The sequence below is a fragment of the Stenotrophomonas maltophilia R551-3 genome, assembly GCF_000020665.1.
GTDB lineage: Bacteria > Pseudomonadota > Gammaproteobacteria > Xanthomonadales > Xanthomonadaceae > Stenotrophomonas > Stenotrophomonas maltophilia_L.
Genome location: NC_011071.1, coordinates 4,452,913 through 4,475,263 on the forward strand (window position 1 = coordinate 4,452,913; position 22,351 = coordinate 4,475,263).

Consider the following 22,351-nt stretch of genomic DNA (forward strand, 5'->3'; position numbering starts at 1 on the left):
GGCGATCATGTTCAAGCTGATCATTGAAACAGCGGTACGCCACCGCTGGCTGGTGGTGTTCATGGCGGCGCTGATCGCCGCCATGGGCCTGTTCCAGCTGGGCAAGCTGCCGATCGACGCAGTGCCGGACATCACCAACCGCCAGGTGCAGATCAACACGGTGGCACCGGCGCTGACGCCGGAGCAGATCGAACGGCAGGTGACCTACCCGCTGGAAACCGCGCTGGCCGGCATTCCCGGCCTGACCACCACCCGTTCGTTGTCGCGCAATGGCTTCTCGCAGGTCACCGCGATCTTCACCGATGCCACCGACATCTACTTCGCCCGCCAGCAGGTAGCCGAACGCATGCGCGAAGCATCGGAAGACCTGCCCGATGGCGCGTCGCCGATGCTGTCGCCGGTCACCACCGGCCTCGGCGAGGTGCTGATGTGGACCGTGGACTTCACCGCGTTCGATCCGGCCAAGCTGGCCAAGCCCGGTGAAGCGGGTTGGCAGGCCGGCGAGGTCTACCGCACGCCGGAAGGCAACCTGCTGCGTACGCCGGAAGAACGTGCGACCTACCTGCGCACCGTGCAGGACTGGATCATCGCGCCGCAGATGCGTTCCAGCCCGGGGCTGGCCGGCGTCGATACGGTCGGCGGCTACGTCAAGGAATACGGCGTGCATCCGGACAGTGCGAGGCTGGCCGCGCACGGACTCGGCCTGGCCGACCTGGTCACTGCCCTGCAGCGTTCCAACGTGCAGGCCGGTGCCGGTTTCGTACAGCGTGCCGGCGAAGGCCTGGTGGTACGTGCCGACGGCCTGGCGCTGACCACCGACGATCTGGCACAGGCCCCGGTAGCCACCCGCAATGGCGTGGTGGTGCGCGTGGCCGATGTGGCCGACGTCGACCTGAGCCGCGCACCGCGCTTGGGTGCGGCCAGCCGCAACGGCCATGAAGCCGTGCTGGGTACCGCGCTGATGATCGCCGGCGGCAACAGCCGCACCGTGGCCCAGGCCGCGGCCGCGCGCCTGGAACAGGTCAACAAGTCGCTGCCGGCCGACATCGTGGCGGCACCGGTGCTGGACCGCAGCGTGCTGGTCAATTCGACCATCAAGACCGTGGCCAAGAACCTCACCGAGGGTGCGCTGCTGGTGGTGGTGGTGCTGTTCCTGCTGCTGGGCAACCTGCGTGCAGCAACGATCACCGCGCTGGTGATTCCGCTGTCGTTCCTGTTCGCAGTGATCGGCATGAACCGCTTCGGCATCAGCGGCAACCTGATGAGCCTGGGTGCACTGGACTTCGGCATCCTGGTGGACGGTGCGGTGATCGTGGTCGAATCGACGCTGCTGATGCTGGGCCAGCGCCGCGCCGAACTGGGTCGTGCGTTGACCGCGATGGAACGCCTGCGCGTGGCCGCCGATTCGGCGATGAAGATGGCACGCCCGGCGGCCTTCGGCCAGTTGATCATCCTGCTGGTGTTCGCGCCGATCCTCACCCTGGAAGGCGTGGAGGGCAAGACGTTCCACCCGATGGCGGCCACGTTCATGCTGGCCCTGATCGGTGCCTTCATCTTCTCCTTCACCTTCGTGCCGGCGATGGCCGCGCTGCTGGTGCGCGAGCCGAAGGTGAAGGATGGCGATGCGCATGCCGATGATGGCGAGCACGAAACCAAGCTGATCCGCGTGCTGCGCGCGCGCATCGAACCGGTGATCCGCAAGGCCGTGGACCATCCGCGCACGGTGGTGGTAGGCACGGTGATGATGGTGGTGGTGGGCATTGGTTCGTTCTCGCTGCTGGGCCGCGAGTTCATGCCGACGCTGGACGAAGGCAACGTGGCGATGCAGGCCCTGCGCGTGCCGTCGACGTCTCTGGAGCAGTCGCTGGCGATGCAGCTGGCACTGGAAAAGGCGATTGCCAAGCAGCCGGAAGTGGAAACCGTGTTCTCGCGCACCGGTACCGCCGAGGCGGCGATCGATCCGATGCCGACCAACATCTCCGACAGCGTGATCGTGCTCAAGCCACGCAAGGACTGGCCGGATCCGAAACTGGGCAAGGATGCACTGGTGGCACGCTTCGAAAAGCTGGCCGGGCAGCAGCTGGGCAACAGCTTCGAGTTCAGCCAGCCGATCGAACTGCGCTTCAACGAGCTGATTTCCGGTGTGCGTACCGATCTGGCGGTGATGATCTTCGGCGATGACTTCAGCCAGCTGCAGAAGGTGGCCGACCAGGTGGCGCTGAAGCTGCGCGCGGTGGAGGGCGCGGCCGATGTGCGGGTCGAACAGATCTCCGGCCTGCCCACGCTCAACGTGGCGATCGATCACGTGGCTGCGGCGCAGTACGGCCTGACCGCGGCGGATGTGAGTGACGCGCTGGCCACCGGCATCGGTGGTACCGCCGCCGGCAAGATCTTCGAAGGCGACCGTCGCTTCAACGTGGTGGTGCGCCTGGACGATGCCTCGCGCAATGATCCGGACCAGCTGGCCTCGCTGCCGATCGCCACGCCCGCGGGGCTGGTGATTCCGCTGTCGTCGGTCGCGCGCATCACGGTCAGCGAAGGACCGAACCAGATCAGCCGCAACAACGGCAGCCGCCGTGTGGTGGTGCAGGCCAACGTGCGTGGCCGCGATCTGGGCGGCTTCGTCGGCGAGGCACAGGCGGCGGTGGCTGATGTTGCATTGCCGCCAGGCGCCTACCTGACCTGGGGTGGCCAGTTCGAGAATCTGCAGCGCGCGGAGAAGCGGCTGGCGACGGTGGTGCCGGTGGTGTTCCTGCTGATCGGCAGCCTGCTGTTCATGGCCCTGCGCAGCGGCAAGGAAGCCGTGCTGGTGTTCAGCTGCGTACCGTTGGCGCTGGTCGGCGGCATTCTTGCGCTGCTGCTGCGTGGCATGCCGTTCTCGGTGTCGGCGGCGGTTGGTTTCATCGCCGTCTCCGGCGTGGCCACCTTGAACGGCCTGGTGCTGATGCAGGCGATCCGCGAGCGCCTGGATGCCGGTGACCTGCCGCTGCAGGCGGCGATCAACGGTGCGTCGAGCCGCATCCGCGCGGTGCTGACCACGGCGCTGGTGGCGATCGTCGGCTTCATTCCGATGGCGATCGCCAGCGGTTCCGGTGCGGAAGTGCAGAAGCCGCTGGCCACGGTGGTAATCGGTGGCCTGATCACCGCCACCGTGCTGACCCTGCTGGTGCTGCCGACCTTTGCAGCACGCGTGGCCAAGCCAAGGGCGGTGGGCTGAAAGACCACGGGGTCGGATCGTGCGATCCGACCCCGTTTTCCGATCCCTGGTAGTGCCGGCCGCTGGCCGGCAATGTCGAACGTTTGCGGTGCATGCGGGTTGCCGGCCAGCGGCCGGCACTACCCTTGCACGGTCAGGCCTTCTTGCGTTCGGCGATGTAGGCCTGGATCTGCTGTTCCAGCACCGGCAGGGGCACCGAGCCCTGCTTGAGCAGGGTGTCGTGGAAGCCCTTGATGTCGAACTTGTCGCCCAGCTCCTTCTCTGCCTGCGCACGCAGGCGCACGATGGCGATCTCCCCCAGCTTGTAGCTCAGCGCCTGGCCCGGCCAGGAAATGTAGCGGTCCACTTCGGTGGTCACTTCATGCTCGCTCAGCGCGGTGTGGTCACGCAGGTAGGCCAAGGCCTGCTCGCGGCTCCAGCCCTTGCTGTGCACGCCGGTGTCGATCACCAGGCGCGTGGCGCGCCACATCTCGTAGGTCAGGCGGCCGAAATCCTCATACGGGGTTTCGTAGATGCCCATTTCCACGCCCAGCTTCTCGCAGTACAGCGCCCAGCCTTCGCCATAAGCGGAAATATAGGCGTTGCGGCGGAACTCGGGCAGGTTCTTCTGCTCGGCGGCAATGGCACCCTGCAGTGCGTGACCCGGATCGGACTCATGCAGGGTCAGCGCCGGCAGGTTGTAAAGCGGGCGCGACGGCAGGTTGTAGGTGTTGAGCCAGTAGGTGCCCATGCCACCGCGGCCGGCGGTCCAGAACGGCGCGATGTCCGGCGGCACCGGCACGATGGTGAAGCGCGCGCGCGGCAACGTCATGTACTTGCCCAGCTGGCCATCGGCCCGCTTGGAGATCCATGCGGCGCGCGACAGCAGCTCTTCCGGCGTCTTGGCATAGAACTGCGGATCGGTGCGCAGGAAGGTCAGGAACTCGGCGAAGCTGCCCTTGAACTTCACCTGCTTGATGATGTCGTTCATTTCCTTCTGGATGCGTGCAACTTCATCCAGACCGATGCGATGGATCTCGTCCGGCGACAGGTCCAGCGTGGTGTATTCGTGGATCTGCTGCTTGTAGTACGCCTTGCCGCCCGGCATCGCTTCGGCGGCCAGCGTGGTGCGCGCCTGAGGCACGTATTCGTTGACGAAGAAGGTGCGCAGCTGCTGGAACGCCGGCACGACCTTGCCACTGATCGCTTCGCGCGCCTGCGCCTGCAGCCTGGCCTGCTCTGCGGCCGGAATGCTGTTGGGCAGCTTCTTGAACGGTGCGTATAGCGGCGACTCGGTGGGATCCATCAGCTCGGCGACGGTGGCGATGGACACTTCGCGGCCATCGAGCACCGCGCGCGGCACGCTGAAGCCGCGCTTCAGGCCAGCGCGCATGTTTTCGGTCTGCTGGCCGAAGTAACGCGGTACATCGTTCAGGCGTGCGATGTAGTTCTGGTAGTCCTGCACGGTCTTCATCTCGCGCCGGGCCATGAAGGACAGGTTGGACCAGAACGAGGAGTCGGCGTTGAACGGCATCTCGTAGCCACGCAGGCGCACTTCTTCGGCCAGGTTGAACACCTGATCGCGGTAGATCGCGTAGTTGACCTGGTTGTCGGGCGACAGAGTCTTCGGGTCGATTTTCTTCAGCGCAGCGAGGGTTTCATCCCACACCTTCAGGCGCGCCTGCTGCGCGGCCGGGCCGACGTCGGGCATGCGGGTGGCGTTGGCCGGGGCGTCTTCGTCCTCGCTGGCCTCACCACCGCCTTGCTGGCGCCACTTCCATTCCTTTTCGTACAGCGCGCGGAAGGCGGCATCGGCGGGCGATTCGGTGGCCACGCTGGCCGGTGCGGCGGCGGCGGGCGGTGCGGCCAGGGCCACGGCGGGGGTGGACAGGGCGAGCAGCAGGGCGACAGCAAGACGGGTTTTCACGAGCACAGGTTCCCGGGAAGGCAGACCCCGATCATGGCACCGCCCATCGCCCGTGGCATGGGACGAAGGTCCTGCCTGCGCAGCAGGCAGGACCGGGGACGGCCGCAGGCCGGGACCCCAGCGCCGAAGGCGCGTGGTAGAGCCGACTGTTAGTTGTGATCTCTCTGTAGGTTGTTCATCCGGGACATCTTTGGAAAATGGTGGTTACCACACCGTTCCAGTCCCCAAAGAGCCCGGATGAACAATCATAAAAATGCCCGTTTGACGCCGTTTAGTCGAGCGCTTCTGGTCCGCCGCATCCTCCACGAGGGCCTACGCCCGGAAGAAGCAGCTCAAGCGTGTGGCGTAAGTGTGCGTACGGCCTACAAGTGGCTGGCCCGATTCCGCCAGTTCGGGGCACCGGGCCTGGAAAACCGCAGCTCACGGCCTCACCAGACGCCGCATGCCACACCTGCTCCGGTAGTCGAGCAAATCAAGGAGCACCGCCGTAAGCGGCAGACCTACCTGACCATCTCCAAGGCGCTGGGGGTCGGCCACAGTACGATTTCAAGGCTGATGCGCGCCCACGGCCTCAATCGGTTGTGTCGGCTTGATCCGCCCAAGGAGGTCATCCGATACGAATACGATCAGCCCGGAGGGCTGCTGCATCTGGACATCAAGAAGCTGGGCAACTTCCAGCGGCCAGGGCACAGAACCGATGCCAAGCGCAGGGGAAACGCCGCCGGCGGTGGCTGGGGCTACGTCCACGTGGCCATCGACGATCACTCCCGGGTCGCCTTCAGCAGCGTCCACCCCAACGAACAGGGCGAAACCGCCTGTCAGGCGTTGCTGGGCGCTCTGGAGTACTACGCCAGCCTGGGAATCACCTTCAAGCGGATCCTGACCGACAACGGTGCCTGCTATCGCTCTACCGCCTTTGCCAAGCTGCTCAAATCCCTTGGGATCAAGCACATCAGAACCAAGCCCTACACGCCGCGGACCAATGGCAAAGCCGAGCGCTTCATCCAGACCAGCCTGCGCGAGTGGGCTTACGCCTGCGAGTACGCATCCTCGGACCAGCGCAATTCCGTGTTGAACCAATGGCTGCACCACTACAACTGGCACCGTCCCCATATGGCGATCGGCGGCCAGCCACCTATCTCAAGAGTACGGCTGAACAACGTAGTGGGTTTACACAGTTAGTCGGCTGCTCTTCCGCCAGACACAGCAAACCCCGCGCTGCGCGCAATAGTCGACTGACAGTCGACTCTACCCACAGCAGGCAGGACCGGGGACCGGCCGCAGGCCGGGACCCCAGCGCCGAAGGCGCGTGGTAGCGCGGGGCCATGCCCCGCGAGCGCGCAGCGCGGCCAACGGATACAGCCGCCGGGCATGGCCCGGCGCTACCGGGCGCTCAGTGGCTGGCCTTGTCCCGTTTCCAGCCGCGGTGCTTGATGTCCAGCTGCAGGCTGTACAGCGCGGTGAACGCCGGGAACAGGTTCTGCAGCACGCCCACCGAGTCCTGCTTGGCCGAGAACAGGAAGTAGCTCAGCGTCATCAGGCTGCCGACCACGCTCATGTACCAGAACAGGCGCGGGATGACCGGCTTGCCAGCGCGCTTGGAGGCCACGAACTGGACCAGCCAGCGCCCACCGAACATCAGCGCACCGGTGTAGCCGATCAGTTTCCAGCCGGTCACATGCAGGCCGGTCCAGTACAGCCAGGTCAGCGGCTGGTCGAGCCAGTGCAGGGCCAGGCCCATCATCGCTCTTCCACCGCGGTGCGCTTGCTGCGGGTGATCAGCCACGCCACGCCGCGCAGGTCACGGATGCCGACCAGCGCACGGCCCAGGTTGTTGTACTTGGAAACGCCGGCGGTACGGTGGCGATGGTTGACCGGCACGCTGGTGGTCTTCCAGCCGGCACGCTGCATCAGCGCTGGCAGGTAGCGGTGCATGTGGTCGAAATACGGCAGGTCGAGGAACGCGCTGCGCTCGAACAGCTTGATACCACAGCCGGTGTCGGGGGTGTCATCGCGCAGCATGCGTGCGCGGATGGCATTGGCCCACTTGCTGGCCCAGCGCTTGCTGCCGCTGTCCTGGCGGTTGACGCGCCAGCCGGCGAACAGCTTCACCTGCGCCGCTGCGGCATCACGTGCAGCCAGCAGCTTGGGAATGTCGGCAGGATCGTTCTGCCCGTCACCATCGAGAGTCGCGATCCACGGCGCCAGGGCGTGCTTGACGCCGGTGCGCACCGCCGTGCTCTGCCCACTCTGGTTCACGTGGTGCAGCACCCGCAGTTCCGGGGTGGTGGCCTTCAGGCCCTGCAGCACTGCCAGGGTGTCATCGCGCGAGTGGTCATCGATGTAGACGATCTCGAACGGCAAGCGGCCACGCAGAGCAGCGGTGATTTCGGCCACCAGTGGCGCGACGTTGTCGCGCTCGTTGAACACGGGGACGACGACGGAAAGCTCGGGTTGGCTCATGGGGGGACTCGGCCAAGAGGGAACAAAGACCGCGCATTCTCCGAAGCCAAGGTTATCCGAAGATGAATCCGGCTGTGTGAGGATCCCTCCTCAGGCGCGGTCGCCAAAATACTCGCGGCACCACTGCACGACGGGCGGCAGCCCCGCTTCGATCGGGGTCACCGCGTCGAAGCCGAATGCGTCATGTGCACGCCGGGTATCCGCCATCGTGCGCACCATGTCGCCCGGCTGCATCGGCTTGTAGACCTTCTGCGCAGGGCGGCCGGCAGCCTGCTCGATCACGCTGATGAAGCGCTCCAGCTCGACCGGCGTATGGTTGCCGAGGTTGAACACCCGGTGCGGCACCGGACCATCGGCCGGATGCGCGAGCGCGCCGAGGATACCGGCCACGATGTCGGAGACATGTGTGAAGTCGCGCTGCATGCGGCCTTCGTTGAACACATCGATCGGCCGCCCGGCCAGCACCGCGCGCGAGAACAGCAGCGGCGCCATGTCCGGCCGGCCCCACGGGCCATACACGGTGAAGAAGCGCAGGCCGGTGGCATGCAGGCCGTACAGCTGTGCGTAGGTGTAGGCCATCAGCTCGTTGGCCGCCTTGGTCGCCGCGTACAGCGAGCGCGGCTGGTCCACGCGCTGGTCTTCGGAAAACGGCGGCGTGGCCGAATCACCGTAGACCGAGCTGCTGGAGGCATACACCAGATGCTGCACGCCACGGTGGCGGCACAGCTCGAGCATGTTGACGAAGCCGATCAGATTGCTGTCGACGTAGGCCTGCGGGTTTTCCAGCGAATAGCGCACGCCCGCCTGTGCAGCCAGATGGATCACCGCCGTCGGCTTCACCTCGTCGAACAGCGCGGCCAGGCCCTGCTGGTCGGTCAGGTCGAGGGTGCGCAGGTCCAGCGTCGGGCACAGCGCGGCCACGCGGTCGCGCTTGATCTGCGGGTCGTAGTAGTCGTTGAAGTTGTCCAGGCCGACCACGGACTGGTCGGCCTCCAGCAGCGCGCGGGCGGTGTAGGCACCGATGAAGCCGGCAGCGCCGGTGAGCAGGATGGTCATGGCAGGGCCTGGAAGCAGAAGTACAGGCCCCTGATGTTACCGGCCTCAGAACAAACCGAAACGCTTCTTCGCCACGTTGACGCGGCCAGGCTCGATCACATCCTTGATGTCCTTGGCGTCGAAACGGTCCAGCAGGGTCTCGGCGTCCTTCTTCAGCTTCAGGTCCATCTCCTGCGGATACAGCGGCACGATGGCCATGAACTGGATGATCTTGCCATCGTCCAGCTCCAGCGAGCCGAAGTCGTCCGGAGTGGTGACCGGCGGCAGCACGATGGCCCCGTCGAACCCCACGCCATCGGCATACGGCTCGGACGGATGACCGTTGGGAATGGTGTGACCGAAGCCCAGCCAGGTGTCGTACTCGTGCGGCAGCCGCGCCAGCGTCTTCAGCAGACGCACCGGCCAGTAGTTGCGCTCATCCTCGAAGGCGCCATCGCTGATCGGCCAGTCGGCCGGCAGGGTCACCATCAACTCCATGTACGCCGAGCCGGGTGCACCTTCGGGCAGGGTCATCGGCAGATCGCTCATGCCCGAGGTCACCAGGCGCAGATAAGGATGGGCTTCGGTGGCCGGCACCACGTGCACATCGATATGCACGATGTCGGAGATGATTTCGTGGAAGACCCCGGAGACGGGCCCCAGATGGCGCTCGATATGCGCGCTGATCGCCTCGATGTGTTCTTCGCCGTGCGCCGGCGTGAAGTCCTTCTCGCGGCTGTGCACGAGGATCGGGCTGCCGCCCGGGCTGACGTTGTCTACTTCAATGGTCATGTCCTGCTCCCTGGATGGGCCACGGGCCGGAGAGCAGTGCATCCCCCGGCGCGCGCGGCGGTGCGTTCCCTGTCAATTACAGGACGCGGCGGGAACAGGCCGCACCCCTGTCACTGCGCCGGGCTCAGCCCTGGCGCGTGCGCAGCTTTTCCAGCACACCGTCCAGGGTATCCAGGTCGGTGTAATGGATGATCAGCTTGCCCTTGCCACCGCGGCCGTGGCTGATCGCCACCTTGGCACCCAGCGATTCGGACAGCTCGGTTTCCAACGAAGCGATATCGGCCTGCTGCACCTTCGGCGTGGCCACCGGACGGTTGCTCGGCACCTTGCCGGCGGCGAAGGCCTGCGCACGGCGCTCGACCTCACGCACCGACCAGCCTTCATCGGCCGCTTCCTGCGCCAGCTTGCCGGCCAGCTCGGGGGCCAGGGTCAGCAGCGCGCGGGCGTGGCCCATTTCCAGGCGGCGGGTTTCCAGCAGCAGGCGGATCGCCACCGGCAGCTCCAGCAGGCGCAGCAGGTTGGACACCGCCGCGCGCGAGCGGCCGACGGCCTCGGCGGCCTCGGCATGGGTCAGGGTGAATTCGCTGATCAGGCGCTGCAGCGCCTCGGCTTCTTCCAGCGGGTTGAGGTCTTCGCGCTGGATGTTCTCGATCAGCGCCATCGCGATGACGGTGCGGTCTTCCAGCTCGCGCACCACCACCGGCACTTCGTCCAGGCCGGCCAGCTGAGACGCACGCCAGCGGCGTTCACCGGCGACGATTTCGTAGTTGCCCGCCGGCAGCTGGCGCACCAGGATCGGCTGGATCACGCCCTGCGACTTGATCGAGTCGGCCAGCTCGGACAGCTTGCCCTCGTCCATCTCGCGGCGCGGCTGGTACTTGCCCGGCTGCAGCTGGCCCACGGCCAGCTTGCGCAGCACTTCACCCGGCAACGGTTCGATCACCGCGGTACTGGCCTGCACCTGGCTGACCGCACCCTTGGGACCCAGCAGGGCATCCAGGCCACGGCCGAGGCCTCGCTTCTTGGCTGCCGGCTTGCTGCTGGTCATCAGACGGTCTCCACGGCCTTGCCGGCCTTGTTGCGTTCGTTGTTGCGGCGGATGATCTCGCCGGCCAGGCCCAGGTAGGCCACGCCACCGCGCGAGGCGCGGTCGTAGCCGACGATGCTCTGGCCATGGCTGGGTGCCTCGGCCAGGCGCACGTTGCGCGGCACGATGGTGCGGAACACGCGGTCGCCGAAGTGCTCGGTGAGCTCGGCCGAGACCGCGTTGGCCAGGTTGTTGCGCACGTCGAACATGGTGCGCAGCACGCCTTCGATCTCCAGCGCCGGGTTGAGGTTGGCACGCAGCGCTTCGATGGTTTCCACCAGCGCGCTCAGGCCTTCCAGCGCGTAGTACTCGCACTGCATCGGCACGATCACCGAGTCGGCGGCGGCCAGCGCGTTGAGCGTCAGCAGCGACAGCGCCGGCGGGCAGTCGATCAGGATGTAGTCGTACTCGTCGCGGATCGGCGCCAGCGCACGCTTCAGGCGCTGCTCGCGCTCGCTCTGCGCCATCAGCTGGATCTCGGCCGCAGTCAGGTCGATGTTGCCCGGCAGCAGGTCGTAGCCTTCGGCCGTCTGCACGCGCACATCGGCGGCGCTGGACTCGCCCAGCAGCAGATCGTAGGTGGAGGAGACCAGCTCGCGCTTGTCCACGCCACTGCCCATGGTCGCGTTGCCCTGCGAATCCAGGTCGACCAAGAGCACGCGCTTGGGTGCGTTGGCCAGGGAAGCGGCCAGGTTGACGGCGGTCGTGGTCTTGCCGACGCCACCCTTCTGGTTGGCGATGGCGATGATGCGGGCCATGCGGGTGTGCCTCGTCGACGTGTGCTGGGACCGGTCATTATGCGTACAACCGGCCCCTTGCGGAAATCGTGAATCGCCAACCCGTTGTTCCACAAGGGGCTGGCGACGGGAATCAGGGACCTGTAACGGTGACCAGGTGGCGTTCGCCGGCCAGGCCGGGCACGCTCAGCGGGGTCACCTCGCGCACCTGCCAACCAGCCGGCAGCTCCGCGATCTCTTCATGCGGGTAGACGCCCTTCATGGCCAGCAGCACGCCACCGGGGCGCAGCAGGTGGCCACCAACGCGGACGATGCCCGCCAGGGTGTCCATCGCGCGCGCGGTCAGCTGGTCGTAGTGGCCAGCTTCGTCCAGCGCCTCGGCGCGCGATTCGGCCACGCGGGCATTGCCCAGACCGAGCTGGCGCACGGCCTCGCGCATGAAGCGCGCCTTCTTGCCGTTGCTCTCCACCAGGGTGACCTGCAGGCCCGGGCAGGCGATCGCCAGCGGGATGCCGGGCAAGCCGGGACCGGTACCGAGGTCGGCCAGGCTGCCATCAGCCACGAACGGCTGCATCGCCAGCGAGTCGAGCAGGTGGCGGGTGACCATCTCCTGCGGGTCGCGGATGGCGGTGAGGTTGTAGGTGCCGTTCCAGCGGTGCAGCAGGGCCAGGTATCGCAGCAGCGGCGGCGCCAGCGCGGCGTCCAGGCCCATGCTGGCCAGGCCCTGTTCCAGCGTGGCAGCCACGCTGGCGGGAAGTGGGTGTTCGCTCATGCCGACATTATCGCCGGTTTTGCGCGCTGATTCCCCGCTTCAGTGCGGATACCAGGCCAGAGCAGCGCGGAATTGCCCGGTGGCCTGCCATTCGTGCAGATGCCAGCGCGCGGCCACGCCCAGTTCCGGGTCGCACCAGCGCAGGTGCAGGGCGCCATCGGCCCCCGGGGCCAGCTGCAGGCGGTGCAGGCCGAACGAGATGCCCTGCCCGTGTGCCTTCAGCATGGCTTCCTTGGCGCACCACACGCGGAAGAACCAGTGCTCGCGCCCGGCCTCGTCCAGGCTTTCCAGCCAGGCCACTTCCTCGGGGTGGAAGAAGCGCTGCACGATCTCCATCAGGCGGGCCCGCGGCCGCAGCAGCTCCAGGTCGACGCCCAACCGCACGCCCTCGCCCAGTGCCACCAGCAGCACCTCGCCACTGTGGCTCCAGCCGGTGCCGTAGTGGGCCAGCGCGCCGCTCAGCTCCGGCCGGCCCTTGTCATCGCGAACCAGTGGCAGCGCCTCCGGGTCGGTGCCCAGCGCCTGCGCCAGCACCTGCCGCGCCTGCGGTTCGCCGCGGTGGCCCGGCACGTGCGGGCGCCGCCAGACCGTCACCGGCCCAAAGCGCCACGGGCCGTCAAGGGTGGCTGGCAGGCTCATCCGCACGCGCCCATCACGCAATTGCACGACGGGTTCACAGCCATGCGCGTCAACTGGTCACAGTTCCCCACCGGAGGTTCGATCATGGGCATCATCGTTTGGCTGATCGTCGGCGGCATCGTAGGCTGGCTGGCCAGCATCATCATGAAGCGCGATGCCCAGCAGGGCATCATCCTCAACATCGTGGTCGGCATCGTCGGCGCGCTGATTTCCGGCTGGCTGTTCGGCGGCGGCATCAACGAAGCGATCACCATCCGCACCTTCCTGTTCTCGCTGATCGGTGCGGTGATCCTGCTGGCGATCGTCAACCTGTTCACCCGCAAGAGCATACGCTGACGCGGCGGTCGTGCCGGCCGCTGGCCGGCAGACGCATCACAACGGGCCCGGCATTTGTCGGGCCCCGTTCGTTCAACCGATCTGCACCCACGCTGGCGCATGATCGCTGGGGCGTTCCCAGGTACGCGGCTCGCGGTCGATGCCCGAAGCCACCGCACTGCCCTTCAGCGCGTCGGAGACCAGGGTCAGGTCGATGCGCAGGCCCAGGTCGCGGCGGAAACCGGCGGCACGGTAATCCCACCAGCTGAACACACCGGCCTCGTCGTTGTGCAGGCGGAAGCCATCGTGCAGGCCTAGCTGCAGCAGCTTGTTCAATGCACCGCGCTCGGCGGTGGAGGTGAGGATGTGGTTTTCGTTCCACACCTCCGGGTCGTGCACATCGCGCGCATCCGGGGCGATGTTGAAATCGCCCATCACGATCAGCTTCGGGTGCCGCTGCAGTTCTTCGGCGATCCAGGCATGGACCGCTTCCAGCCAGCGCAACTTGTACTCGTACTTGTCGGTGCCGATGTCCTGGCCGTTGACCACGTACAGGTTGATCACCCGCAGGTCGCCGAAGGTACCGGCGATGACGCGCTTCTGCTCGTCCTCGAAGCCGGGAATACCGATCTGCACATCCTGCGCCGGCTCACGCGACAGCAGCGCCACGCCGTTGTAGGTCTTCTGGCCGGCGAACACGCTGCGGTAGCCCGCGGCGATCAGCGCCGAGTCGGGGAACTTGTGGTCCTCCAGCTTGGTTTCCTGGATACCGACGATGTCCGGACCGAACTCCTTGAGCCACTGCTCCAGGTGCGGCAGGCGGACATTGAGCGAATTGACGTTCCACGAGGCGATCTTCATGGGGGCCATTCTACCCGGGTGGGCTTAGGTAGAGGCCGCCCCTGGTCGGCACTTCGGGCCCACGCGTGCCAACCAAGGTTGGCACCTACCGGTAGTGCCGGCCGCTGGCCGGCAACCCCATGAACCGTCGGCAAGACCCTGCAGTTGCCGGCCGGCGGCCGGCACTACCGCAGCAACAGCTTCAACAACCCCGCAATCTTCGAATACGGCGGCCGCAGCCGGTCGCTGGCGGCCCAGCGCGACTGCCACAGCACCGGCAGCCGCTTGCTCATCGCATCGAACCCGGCCCGGCCGTGGTACGCGCCCATGCCGCTGGCCCCTACCCCGCCAAACGGCAGGCCATCGGCGGCGAAATGCAGCAGCGTGTCATTGACCGTCACCCCACCGGCCACCACCTGGCCGAGGATGCGCTCCACCGTCGCCGTGTCATGGCTGAAGGGATACAGCGCCAGCGGCCGGTCACGCGACAGTACGTCGGCCAGCGCAGCATCCAGATCCGGGTAGGCGCGCACCGGCAGGATCGGCCCGAAGATTTCCTCGCGCATCAGGTCCAGGTCGTCCGGCGGGTCCAGCACCACGGTCGGCACCAGCAGGCGCTCGCGGTCGGCGCGCGCCTCATCCACCTGCGCCAGCGGAATCACCGGCACCCCGCGTTGCCGCGCCTGCGCCAGATAGCCCTGCAGGCGCCGGTACTGGCCTTCATTGATGATGCGCGTGTAATCGTCGGCATCGCTGAAGTCGCCGTAGCGTTCGCGTACCTGCTGCTGCAGCGCCTGCACGAACTCGCGCTGGCGCGCGGTGTCGATCAGCGCGTAGTCCGGCGCGATGCAGGTCTGCCCGGCGTTGAACCACTTGCCGGTGGCCAGCCGCGCTGCGGCTTTGTCCAGGGGGAAATCGCGGCAGACGATGGCCGGCGACTTGCCGCCCAGTTCCAGCGTGACCGGCACCAGATGCTCGGCGGCGGCCGCCATCACCTTGCGGCCAACCGCCGTCGAGCCGGTGAACAGCAGATGGTCCAGCGGCAGCGATGACACCGCCGCCGCTACATCCGCCCCACCCTGCACCACCGCCACGCGATCGGGCGGGAACACACTGGCCAGCAGATCGGCCAGGAACGCGCTGGTGCGCGGCGTGTGTTCCGAAGGCTTGAGCAGCACGTGGTTGCCGGCGGCGATGGCGGTAGCCAAAGGCACCAGTGCCAGCGTGACCGGGTAGTTCCAGGGCGAGATCACCCCGACCACGCCCAGCGGCGTCGGCCGCAGCTGCGCGCGCGCCGGCCATAGTCGCCAACCGGCACGCACCCGCTGCGGCTTCGACCAGCTGCGCAGGTGACGGCGCAGGTGGTCGATGGCCGACAGCACACTCATCCCATCGGCCAGTTTCGATTCAACGTGGGCGCGATGGCCGAAGTCCTCGGCGATGGCCTGCGCCATTTCTTCCAAGCGCGGCCTCAGCGCCTCGCGCAGGCGGCGCAGATCGGCTTCGCGCTGGTCCAGCGTGGGGCGCTGCGACTGCCACTCGCTGCGCAGGGCGCGCAGGATGAGGGGGAGGGAGGTCGGCGTTGTGGTGATCATGGCCCGACTATACGGCGTGCTGTGCAACGCAATGGTAGTGCCGGCCGCTGGCCGGCAGCCCCATGGATCTCCGGCAGACATCGTGCATTTGCCGGCCAGCGGCCGGCACTACCAAAAAGAGGGCCGCGGTCTGCACCGCGGCCCCTGAAACCTGATGGGTGCCGACCGTTGGTCGGCACGCCGGTTACTTGGTGATATCCACGTCCTTGGTCTCGCGCAGGAACAGGCCGCCGATCACCACCGACATCAGCGCGATGATGATCGGGTACCACAGGCCGTAGTACAGGTTGCCGGTACCGGCCACCAGCGCGAACGAGATCGCCGGCAGGAAGCCACCGAACCAGCCGTTGCCGATGTGGTACGGCAGCGACATCGAGGTGTAGCGGATGCGGGTCGGGAACAGTTCGACCAGGTAAGCGGCGATCGGGCCGTAGACCATGGTCACGTACAGCACCAGCAGCCACAGCATGAAGATGGTGCCGGCGATGTTGATGCGGGCGCCATCCGCCTTGGCCGGGTAGCCGGCGGTGGTCAGGGCGGTCTTCAGTTCCGCACCGAACGCATCGGCCTTGGCCTTGCCGTCTTCCTTGGTCAGGCCAGCAGCCTCATACGAGGTGACGCTGGCGCTGCCCACGTTCACCATCGCCAGCGAACCGGCGGCGGCGGGCTGCACGTCATACGGCACACCGGCCTTGGTCAGCGCAGCGGTAGCGACGTCGCAGGAGCTGGTGAACTTGCGCAGGCCGACCGGATCGAACTGGAACGAACAGGTGTTCGGATCGGCAACCACCAGCGCCGGCGAGTTGGTGCGGGCTTCTTCGATGGCCGGGTTGGCGAAGTGGGTCAGGCCCTTGAAGATCGGGATGTAGGTGACGGCGGCCAGCAGGCAGCCGGCCAGGATGATCTTCTTGCGGCCGATACGGTCGGACAGCCAGCCGAAGAAGATGAAGAACGGCACGCCCAGCGCCAGCGCGGCGGCGATCAGCAGGTAGGACGTGGTGGCATCGACCTTCAGCATGCTGCTGAGGAAGAACAGCGCGTAGAACTGGCCGCCGTACCACACCACCGCCTGGCCGGCCGCAGCACCCAGCAGGACCAGCAGCATCAGCTTCAGGTTGCCGCCCTTCAGACTGTCACGGAACGGCGTCTTGGAACCCTTGCCCTCGGACTTCATCTGCTGGAACAGCGGCGACTCGCTCAGCTGCAGGCGGATCCACACCGACACGCCCAGCAGCAGGATCGAGACCAGGAACGGAATACGCCAGCCCCAGGCTTCGAAGGCTTCGTTGCCGAGGAAGTAGCGGCAGGCCAGGATGATCAGCAGCGACATGAACAGGCCGAGCGTGGCCGTGCACTGGATGAAGCTGGTGTACAGGCCGCGCTTGTCGTCCGGTGCGTGTTCGGCCACGTAGGTGGCGGCACCGCCGTACTCGCCGCCCATCGCCAGGCCCTGGGCCAGGCGCAGGATGATCAGGATCACCGGTGCGGCGAAACCGATCGAAGCGTAGTTGGGCAGCACGCCGACCAGGAAGGTCGAGATGCCCATGATCAGGATCGTGACCAGGAAGGTGTACTTGCGGCCGATGCGGTCGCCGAGGCTGCCGAAGAAGGCCGCGCCGAACGGACGCACGAAGAAGCCGGCAGCGAACGCCAGCAGGGCGAAGATCATGCCCGTGGTTTCATTGACGCCACTGAAGAACTGCTTGGCGATGATCGCTGCAAGCGAGCCGTACAGGAAGAAGTCATACCACTCGAACACCGTGCCGAGGCTCGACGCGAAAATGACCTTCTTGTGGCCCTGGGTCAGGGTGCCCGCTTTGTGTGCGGTGCTGGGTGTGCTGGACATGGGACGCTTTCCCTCTGTAGATGCCGGCCTGGGCCGGTGGGTGCCAACCGTTGGTCGGCACGCAATTCGGTAGGTGCCAGCCGTTGGCCGGCACGCTCTTAGAAGCTGTACTTGGTAGTGAACTGCAGTCGGGTGATGTCACCCTTGTTGCCGTTCTCCACTTCGCGACGGCCATACATCAGCTCTGCACCGATATCGACCTTGGGCAGCGGCGAGTAGAAGATGTTGCCGCGGATGCTCTGCACACTCTTGGTCACCAGCGGGCCAAGGATGCTGTCGTTGTCGTAGTCGCTGCGCGCGTAGATCAGGTTGGTGCGCAGCTTCGGCGAGAACGCATGCCGCCAGCCCACGTAGCCGGCAAGCACGCCGGTCGGGTTGAGCTCGTCGCGGGCCACGTCGTAGGCGCTGTCGGCGGTGATGCCCAGGCCGATGTAGCGGGCGATGCCTTCGCCGCCAGTCAGCTGGTAGTGCAGAGAATCGCTGTCACCCATCACCCACTTGCCGCCCAGGGTCAGGCCGCCGGCCACCTTGTCGGCCTTGGCGCCGGTGGCCTGGTTGTCGACCTTCAGCTGACGGACGATGCCGCCGACGCCGAAGGTGCCCCAGTTGCCCTTCCAGCCGTAGCGCATGGTCAGATCAGGCAGGCTGCCACGATCGGAGTTGGCGCTGGCATTGGTCCAGGCGCCGGTAACCGGGTTGCGGGTACCGGTGAGGGTGGTGGTTTCCGGATTTTCCAGCGCGACGCTGAAGCCACCCTGGGTGTAGCGCACCTGCGCCTGGCGCACGAAGATCACGCCGTCGGTGGGGCCGACGAAGTCGACCGCTTCCGGCAGTGCGGCCGCGTCCATGAAGTTGGACCAGGTCTGGCCCGCCATCCAGTTGTTCCAGTACATGTAGGCGTGGCGCAGGGTCACACCGTAGGTATTGGTGGCGGTCTGGTTGCCCAGCGAATTGCCGAAGAAGTCCATCTCGAAGAACGCGCCGGCCTTGTTGCCCGATTCGCTCACGTTGTCGATGCCCAGGTTGAAGCGCGAGAACTTGGCATGGGCGTTGAAGTCGGTGCCCGAACGCTTGCCGCTGCCGCCGGCGCCTTCTACCGGGGTCTGGCCCGGCAGGTACAGCGAGCGGCCGGTGGCGTCGTCGGCCAGCTGGCCATCGCTGGTCTGGGTGGCCAGGAAGTCGGCCTTGATGAAGCCGCCGATCTTGACCGTGGTACCCGGCGCGGCGCCCGGGGTGATGGTGGTGACCTGGATCGGTTGCTTGCCGGCCGGCACCGAAGCGACCGGCTTCTGCTCGGCCTGCACGGTGCGGACTTCGGTTACGGCCTGCTGGGTCTGGCTGATCTGGGTCTGCTGTTGCTGTTGCGAAGACAGCAGCGCTTGGACCTGGCGTTCCAGTTCGGCAACGCGTGCTTCCAGCGCTTTCTCTTTGGCGGTCTCTGCGAACGCCATGCCCGGTGCGACCAGGGCGACCAACAGGCAGGCCGCCAAAGGTTTGCGCACGGCTTTCAACGTACGGTGGCTCATGTTGCCCTCTCTCCCAAGTGGCAAGGTGATGCCGCGCGTGGGGCACGGTCGAGCCGAGACTGCGGGGCGTTCACGCACACCGGCTATTCGCCATTGGTCGAACCCGGCCCTGCAGGACGCTCACTTTCGACCATGGTCTAAGCAAGGTGGTGACGCGGGCGGGGGTGGATGGGGCAAACTGAGGGGGATCGGTCGCTGCGATGCTGCGACCGCACATACAAAGTCAACGTGCAAGTGAGGGTGCCATGGCTGATATCTACCCCGTCGATCCGCAGTTCGCCGCCAAGGCACGCATCGACAAGACGTCCTATGAACAGCAGTACCAGGCTTCGGTCACCGACCCGGATGGTTTCTGGGGCAAGGCCGCCGAGCGCCTGGAGTGGATGCGCAAGCCGACGAAGATCAAGAACGTCAACTACGACCTGTCCGACTTCCACATCAAGTGGTTCGAGGATGGCGAGCTCAATGCCAGCGTGAACTGCCTGGACCGCCAGCTGGAGACGCGTGGCGACAAGACCGCCCTGCTGTTCGAGCCGGACGGCCCGGACGCACCGGCGCAGCACGTGACCTATCGCGAGCTGTACGAGCGTACCTGCCGCCTCGGCAATGCGCTGCGCAACCTCGGCGTCAAGAAGGGCGACCGGGTCACCATCTACCTGCCGATGATCGTCGACGCCGCCGTGGCCATGCTGGCCTGCGCGCGCATCGGTGCGATCCACTCGGTGGTGTTCGGTGGCTTCGCGCCGAACTCGATCGCCGACCGCGTCAGCGACTGCCAGAGCAAGCTGATCATCACCGCCGACGAAGGTCTGCGCGGTGGTCGCAGGATTCCGCTGAAGGCCAATGTTGATGCCGCGCTGAAGCTGCCCGGCACCAACACCGTCGAAACCGTGCTGGTGGTGCGTCACACCGGTGGCGCGGTGGACATGCAGGCCCCGCGCGACCGCTGGTTCCACGACGTGGTGGACAGCCAGCCTGCCATCTGCGAGCCGGAACGCATGAACGCGGAAGACCCGCTGTTCATCCTCTACACCTCCGGTTCCACCGGCAAGCCGAAGGGCGTGCTGCACACCACCGGTGGCTACCTGCTGTACGCGGCCTACACCCATGAAGCGGTGTTCGACCTGCGCGAGGACGACATCTACTGGTGCACCGCCGACGTCGGCTGGGTCACCGGCCACAGCTACATCGTGTACGGCCCGCTGGCCAACGGCGCGACCTCGCTGATGTTCGAAGGCGTGCCGAACTACCCGGATACCTCGCGGTTCTGGAACGTGATCGACAAGCACAAGGTGTCGATCTTCTATACCGCGCCGACCGCCATCCGTGCACTGATGCGCGAGGGCGAGGAGCCGGTGAAGAAGACCTCGCGTGCCTCGCTGCGCCTGCTTGGCAGCGTTGGCGAACCGATCAACCCGGAAGCCTGGCGCTGGTACTACGAAGTGGTTGGCGACAGCCGCTGCCCGATCGTCGATACCTGGTGGCAGACCGAGACCGGCGGCATCCTGATTTCGCCGCTGGCCGGCGCGATGGATCTCAAGCCGGGTTCGGCCACCCTGCCCTTCTTCGGCGTGCAGCCGGCGTTGGTCAATGCCGATGGCGAGATCAAGGACGGCCCGACCGAGGGTAACCTGATCATCCGTGATTCCTGGCCGGGCCAGATGCGCACGGTGTACGGCGACCACCAGCGCTTCATCGATACCTATTTCCGTACCTACCCGGGCAGCTACTTCACCGGCGACGGTTGCCGCCGCGATGAAGACGGCTACTACTGGATCACGGGCCGCGTCGATGATGTGATCAACGTGTCCGGCCACCGCATCGGCACCGCCGAAGTGGAAAGCGCGCTGGTCTCGCACCCGAAGGTGGCCGAAGCCGCCGTGGTTGGTTTCCCGCACGACGTGAAGGGCCAGGGCATCTATGCCTACGTAACCCTGGTGGCCGAAGAGGCGCCGACCGATGAGCTGCACAAGGAGCTGATCGCGTGGGTGCGCAAGGAGATCGGCCCGATCGCCACGCCGGACCACCTGCAGTGGGCGCCGGGCCTGCCCAAGACCCGCTCGGGCAAGATCATGCGCCGCATCCTGCGCAAGATCGCCGAGAACGCACCGGACCAGCTCGGCGACACCTCGACCCTGGCCGATCCGTCGGTGGTGGCGTCGCTGGTGGACGAGCGCAAGGTGCGCTGATGGCGTGACCGCAGGCGCAGGACGCGCCAGGGACGTGGCCGGGAGGAGGGACCCGGCCGTGTCCGACCCGTCCTGCACCTGCCATCACGTCGCTCTTTTTCCTGATCGATAAGCTCGACCCATGACCACCCTCCTGATTGCCGATGACCACCCGCTGTTCCGCGAAGCCCTGCGCGGCGCCGTGCAGCGGGTCATCCCCGGCGTGCAGCTGTTCGAAGCCGACAGCGTGGAAGCGCTGTACGCGCTGGCCGACCAGCACAACGACGCCGACCTGGTCCTGATGGATCTCAACATGCCCGGTGCGCAGGGTTTCAACGCGCTGGTGCACATGCGCTCGCTGCATCCGCAGCTGCCGGTGGTCGTGGTGTCCGCGCGCGAAGAAGCCACGGTGATGCGCCGCGCGCTCGACCACGGCGCGCTGGGCTTCATTCCGAAGTCTGCGGATTCGGACACCATCGGCCACGCACTGGGCACCATCCTCGATGGTGAGACCTGGGCGCCGCCGGAAGCGCACAACGTGCCGCCCACCGGCAGCGAGGAACGCGAAGTCGGCCAGCGCCTGCGCGAGCTGACCCCACAACAGTTCCGCGTACTGCAGATGCTCGGCGCCGGCCGTCTGAACAAGCAGATCGCCTACGACCTCAACGTGTCCGAAGCGACGATCAAGGCCCACGTCACCGCGATCCTGCGCAAGCTGGGCGTGACCAACCGCACCCAGGCCGTGCTGATGGCCGGCAAGCTGGCCATCGACGACGACGCCATCGTGCTGCCGCCGGAAGAAGACTGAGCCCGCCTTTGTAGAGCCGAGCCCATGCTCGGCTGCTGTTCGCCGAAGGTCGCGCTACTCCCGCAGAGGCCATCTGCTCCAGGCGTGAGGAAACTCGCCAAGAAACGTAGCCAGCCCAGCACGAACCGGATTGGCCGCAATGTACATCGCCTGCTTGCGCAGGCATTCATCGCTGCGCAGCGCGTGGTCGTAGTAGCCCGGCTGCCAGATCGGCGCGTTGGCTTCCACCTGCCTGGCAATGGCCCGTCCGCTTCTGGACTTGAGGATCTGCATGCACCCGGCGAGCGTTCCGCGTCGCAGTTCGATCAACCAATGAAGATGGTCCGGCATGATCACCCACGCGAGGGAGAAGGTCCGCCCCGTCCGCTCTACTGTGCGCAACGCTTCGATCAGAAGATCGACGTTGGCTTCATCGTCGAACCAGCGTCGACGCGCGTATGTCACAGCGGTGATCGCATAGACATTGCCGGTCTGCGACCACCGGCCATTACGGAGTGCGGGGCTGGACATGCCCGAAGACTATGCTGCGCCCGACAGGCTCTCCATCGGGGCAACACCGCATCGCCTGTCGGCCGATGCCCCGCTGTAGAGCCGAGCCCATGCTC

General features: G+C 66.3%; 19 protein-coding genes. 5 read left to right on the plus strand and 14 right to left on the minus strand.

Going from position 1 to position 22,351, the window contains the following annotated elements; all coding sequences use genetic code 11:
* Nucleotides 1-7: 7 nt before the first annotated feature.
* Complete coding sequence (locus SMAL_RS20095) at nt 8-3,217, plus strand: efflux RND transporter permease subunit (protein WP_012512499.1); 3,210 nt, start codon at nt 8-10, stop codon at nt 3,215-3,217.
* A 133-nt stretch (nt 3,218-3,350) separates the two neighbouring features.
* On the opposite strand, the gene SMAL_RS20100 is transcribed toward SMAL_RS20095, so the two are convergent.
* Complete coding sequence (locus tag SMAL_RS20100; RefSeq protein ID WP_012512500.1) at nt 3,351-5,123, minus strand: DUF885 domain-containing protein; 1,773 nt, start codon at nt 5,121-5,123, stop codon at nt 3,351-3,353.
* 237 nt (nt 5,124-5,360) lie between these two features.
* Here SMAL_RS20100 and SMAL_RS20105 point away from each other — a divergent pair, with 237 nt between their 5' ends.
* A complete protein-coding gene (locus SMAL_RS20105) occupies nt 5,361-6,305 on the plus strand; it encodes an IS481-like element ISStma3 family transposase (RefSeq protein WP_012510977.1) in 945 nt (314 codons plus the stop codon).
* A gap of 211 nt (nt 6,306-6,516) precedes the next feature.
* Here the strand turns inward: SMAL_RS20105 and SMAL_RS20110 are convergent, their stop codons facing one another.
* From SMAL_RS20110 to SMAL_RS20145, 8 genes are all read right to left on the minus strand, one after another.
* Nucleotides 6,517-6,864, minus strand: coding sequence for a lipid-A-disaccharide synthase N-terminal domain-containing protein (locus tag SMAL_RS20110; protein ID WP_032973852.1), 348 nt, complete (start codon nt 6,862-6,864; stop codon nt 6,517-6,519).
* Entirely contained in the window at nt 6,864-7,586 is a 723-nt protein-coding gene (locus tag SMAL_RS20115) for a glycosyltransferase family 2 protein (RefSeq protein ID WP_006402840.1), read from the minus strand. The genes SMAL_RS20110 and SMAL_RS20115 overlap by 1 nt, the downstream gene beginning before the upstream one ends.
* 90 nt (nt 7,587-7,676) lie before the next feature.
* Nucleotides 7,677-8,642, minus strand: a complete 966-nt coding sequence (locus SMAL_RS20120) for an NAD-dependent epimerase/dehydratase family protein (RefSeq protein ID WP_012512501.1) — start codon at nt 8,640-8,642, stop codon at nt 7,677-7,679.
* Between the two features lie 45 nt (nt 8,643-8,687).
* On the minus strand, nt 8,688-9,413 hold the full coding sequence (locus SMAL_RS20125; protein ID WP_012512502.1) for a suppressor of fused domain protein: 726 nt from the start codon (nt 9,411-9,413) through the stop codon (nt 8,688-8,690).
* Nucleotides 9,414-9,537: 124 nt separating this feature from the next.
* Nucleotides 9,538-10,461 carry a ParB/RepB/Spo0J family partition protein gene (locus SMAL_RS20130; RefSeq protein ID WP_012512503.1) on the minus strand — a complete coding sequence of 308 codons (924 nt, stop codon included), beginning with the start codon at nt 10,459-10,461 and terminating at the stop codon, nt 9,538-9,540.
* The gene (locus SMAL_RS20135; RefSeq protein ID WP_012512504.1) at nt 10,461-11,258 is read right to left on the minus strand and encodes a ParA family protein; all 798 of its coding nucleotides are present in this window, start codon (nt 11,256-11,258) and stop codon (nt 10,461-10,463) included. The genes SMAL_RS20130 and SMAL_RS20135 overlap by 1 nt, the downstream gene beginning before the upstream one ends.
* Before the next feature lie 112 nt (nt 11,259-11,370).
* The gene (rsmG, locus tag SMAL_RS20140; RefSeq protein ID WP_012512505.1) at nt 11,371-12,009 is read right to left on the minus strand and encodes a 16S rRNA (guanine(527)-N(7))-methyltransferase RsmG; all 639 of its coding nucleotides are present in this window, start codon (nt 12,007-12,009) and stop codon (nt 11,371-11,373) included.
* 39 nt (nt 12,010-12,048) lie between these two features.
* Nucleotides 12,049-12,648, minus strand: coding sequence for a 4'-phosphopantetheinyl transferase family protein (locus SMAL_RS20145; protein WP_012512506.1), 600 nt, complete (start codon nt 12,646-12,648; stop codon nt 12,049-12,051).
* An 84-nt stretch (nt 12,649-12,732) separates the two neighbouring features.
* Here SMAL_RS20145 and SMAL_RS20150 point away from each other — a divergent pair, with 84 nt between their 5' ends.
* Nucleotides 12,733-12,984, plus strand: coding sequence for a GlsB/YeaQ/YmgE family stress response membrane protein (locus tag SMAL_RS20150; RefSeq protein ID WP_012512507.1), 252 nt, complete (start codon nt 12,733-12,735; stop codon nt 12,982-12,984).
* A 72-nt stretch (nt 12,985-13,056) separates the two neighbouring features.
* On the opposite strand, the gene xth is transcribed toward SMAL_RS20150, so the two are convergent.
* From xth to SMAL_RS20170, 4 genes are all read right to left on the minus strand, one after another.
* Nucleotides 13,057-13,824: an exodeoxyribonuclease III gene (gene xth / locus SMAL_RS20155; RefSeq protein WP_006402858.1), complete on the minus strand. Its 768-nt coding sequence runs from the start codon at nt 13,822-13,824 to the stop codon at nt 13,057-13,059.
* A 164-nt stretch (nt 13,825-13,988) separates the two neighbouring features.
* Nucleotides 13,989-15,398, minus strand: a complete 1,410-nt coding sequence (locus tag SMAL_RS20160) for a coniferyl aldehyde dehydrogenase (protein WP_012512509.1) — start codon at nt 15,396-15,398, stop codon at nt 13,989-13,991.
* Nucleotides 15,399-15,582: 184 nt separating this feature from the next.
* The gene (locus SMAL_RS20165; RefSeq protein WP_006403045.1) at nt 15,583-17,244 is read right to left on the minus strand and encodes an MFS transporter; all 1,662 of its coding nucleotides are present in this window, start codon (nt 17,242-17,244) and stop codon (nt 15,583-15,585) included.
* A 98-nt stretch (nt 17,245-17,342) separates the two neighbouring features.
* Nucleotides 17,343-18,770, minus strand: a complete 1,428-nt coding sequence (locus tag SMAL_RS20170; RefSeq protein ID WP_006403150.1) for a DcaP family trimeric outer membrane transporter — start codon at nt 18,768-18,770, stop codon at nt 17,343-17,345.
* Nucleotides 18,771-19,015: 245 nt separating this feature from the next.
* Here SMAL_RS20170 and acs point away from each other — a divergent pair, with 245 nt between their 5' ends.
* Together acs and SMAL_RS20180 are read left to right on the plus strand one after the other, a co-directional pair.
* A complete protein-coding gene (gene acs / locus SMAL_RS20175) occupies nt 19,016-20,959 on the plus strand; it encodes an acetate--CoA ligase (RefSeq protein ID WP_012512510.1) in 1,944 nt (647 codons plus the stop codon).
* 121 nt (nt 20,960-21,080) lie between these two features.
* Complete coding sequence (locus SMAL_RS20180; RefSeq protein ID WP_005420420.1) at nt 21,081-21,746, plus strand: response regulator transcription factor; 666 nt, start codon at nt 21,081-21,083, stop codon at nt 21,744-21,746.
* Between the two features lie 54 nt (nt 21,747-21,800).
* Here the strand turns inward: SMAL_RS20180 and SMAL_RS20185 are convergent, their stop codons facing one another.
* The gene (locus tag SMAL_RS20185; protein ID WP_012512511.1) at nt 21,801-22,256 is read right to left on the minus strand and encodes an REP-associated tyrosine transposase; all 456 of its coding nucleotides are present in this window, start codon (nt 22,254-22,256) and stop codon (nt 21,801-21,803) included.
* Nucleotides 22,257-22,351: the final 95 nt, after the last annotated feature.

Bases quoted from the DNA above. Each gene is read 5' to 3' on its own strand.
- SMAL_RS20095 (WP_012512499.1), top strand. From the start codon at position 8: ATGTTCAAGCTGATCATTGAAACAGCGGTACGCCACCGCTGGCTGGTG.
- SMAL_RS20105 (WP_012510977.1), top strand. From the start codon at position 5,361: ATGAACAATCATAAAAATGCCCGTTTGACGCCGTTTAGTCGAGCGCTT.
- SMAL_RS20110 (WP_032973852.1), bottom strand. From the start codon at position 6,864: ATGGGCCTGGCCCTGCACTGGCTCGACCAGCCGCTGACCTGGCTGTAC.
- SMAL_RS20115 (WP_006402840.1), bottom strand. From the start codon at position 7,586: ATGAGCCAACCCGAGCTTTCCGTCGTCGTCCCCGTGTTCAACGAGCGC.
- SMAL_RS20120 (WP_012512501.1), bottom strand. From the start codon at position 8,642: ATGACCATCCTGCTCACCGGCGCTGCCGGCTTCATCGGTGCCTACACC.
- SMAL_RS20125 (WP_012512502.1), bottom strand. From the start codon at position 9,413: ATGACCATTGAAGTAGACAACGTCAGCCCGGGCGGCAGCCCGATCCTC.
- SMAL_RS20130 (WP_012512503.1), bottom strand. From the start codon at position 10,461: ATGACCAGCAGCAAGCCGGCAGCCAAGAAGCGAGGCCTCGGCCGTGGC.
- SMAL_RS20135 (WP_012512504.1), bottom strand. From the start codon at position 11,258: ATGGCCCGCATCATCGCCATCGCCAACCAGAAGGGTGGCGTCGGCAAG.
- rsmG (WP_012512505.1), bottom strand. From the start codon at position 12,009: ATGAGCGAACACCCACTTCCCGCCAGCGTGGCTGCCACGCTGGAACAG.
- SMAL_RS20145 (WP_012512506.1), bottom strand. From the start codon at position 12,648: ATGAGCCTGCCAGCCACCCTTGACGGCCCGTGGCGCTTTGGGCCGGTG.
- SMAL_RS20150 (WP_012512507.1), top strand. From the start codon at position 12,733: ATGGGCATCATCGTTTGGCTGATCGTCGGCGGCATCGTAGGCTGGCTG.
- xth (WP_006402858.1), bottom strand. From the start codon at position 13,824: ATGAAGATCGCCTCGTGGAACGTCAATTCGCTCAATGTCCGCCTGCCG.
- SMAL_RS20160 (WP_012512509.1), bottom strand. From the start codon at position 15,398: ATGATCACCACAACGCCGACCTCCCTCCCCCTCATCCTGCGCGCCCTG.
- SMAL_RS20165 (WP_006403045.1), bottom strand. From the start codon at position 17,244: ATGTCCAGCACACCCAGCACCGCACACAAAGCGGGCACCCTGACCCAG.
- SMAL_RS20170 (WP_006403150.1), bottom strand. From the start codon at position 18,770: ATGAGCCACCGTACGTTGAAAGCCGTGCGCAAACCTTTGGCGGCCTGC.
- acs (WP_012512510.1), top strand. From the start codon at position 19,016: ATGGCTGATATCTACCCCGTCGATCCGCAGTTCGCCGCCAAGGCACGC.
- SMAL_RS20180 (WP_005420420.1), top strand. From the start codon at position 21,081: ATGACCACCCTCCTGATTGCCGATGACCACCCGCTGTTCCGCGAAGCC.
- SMAL_RS20185 (WP_012512511.1), bottom strand. From the start codon at position 22,256: ATGTCCAGCCCCGCACTCCGTAATGGCCGGTGGTCGCAGACCGGCAAT.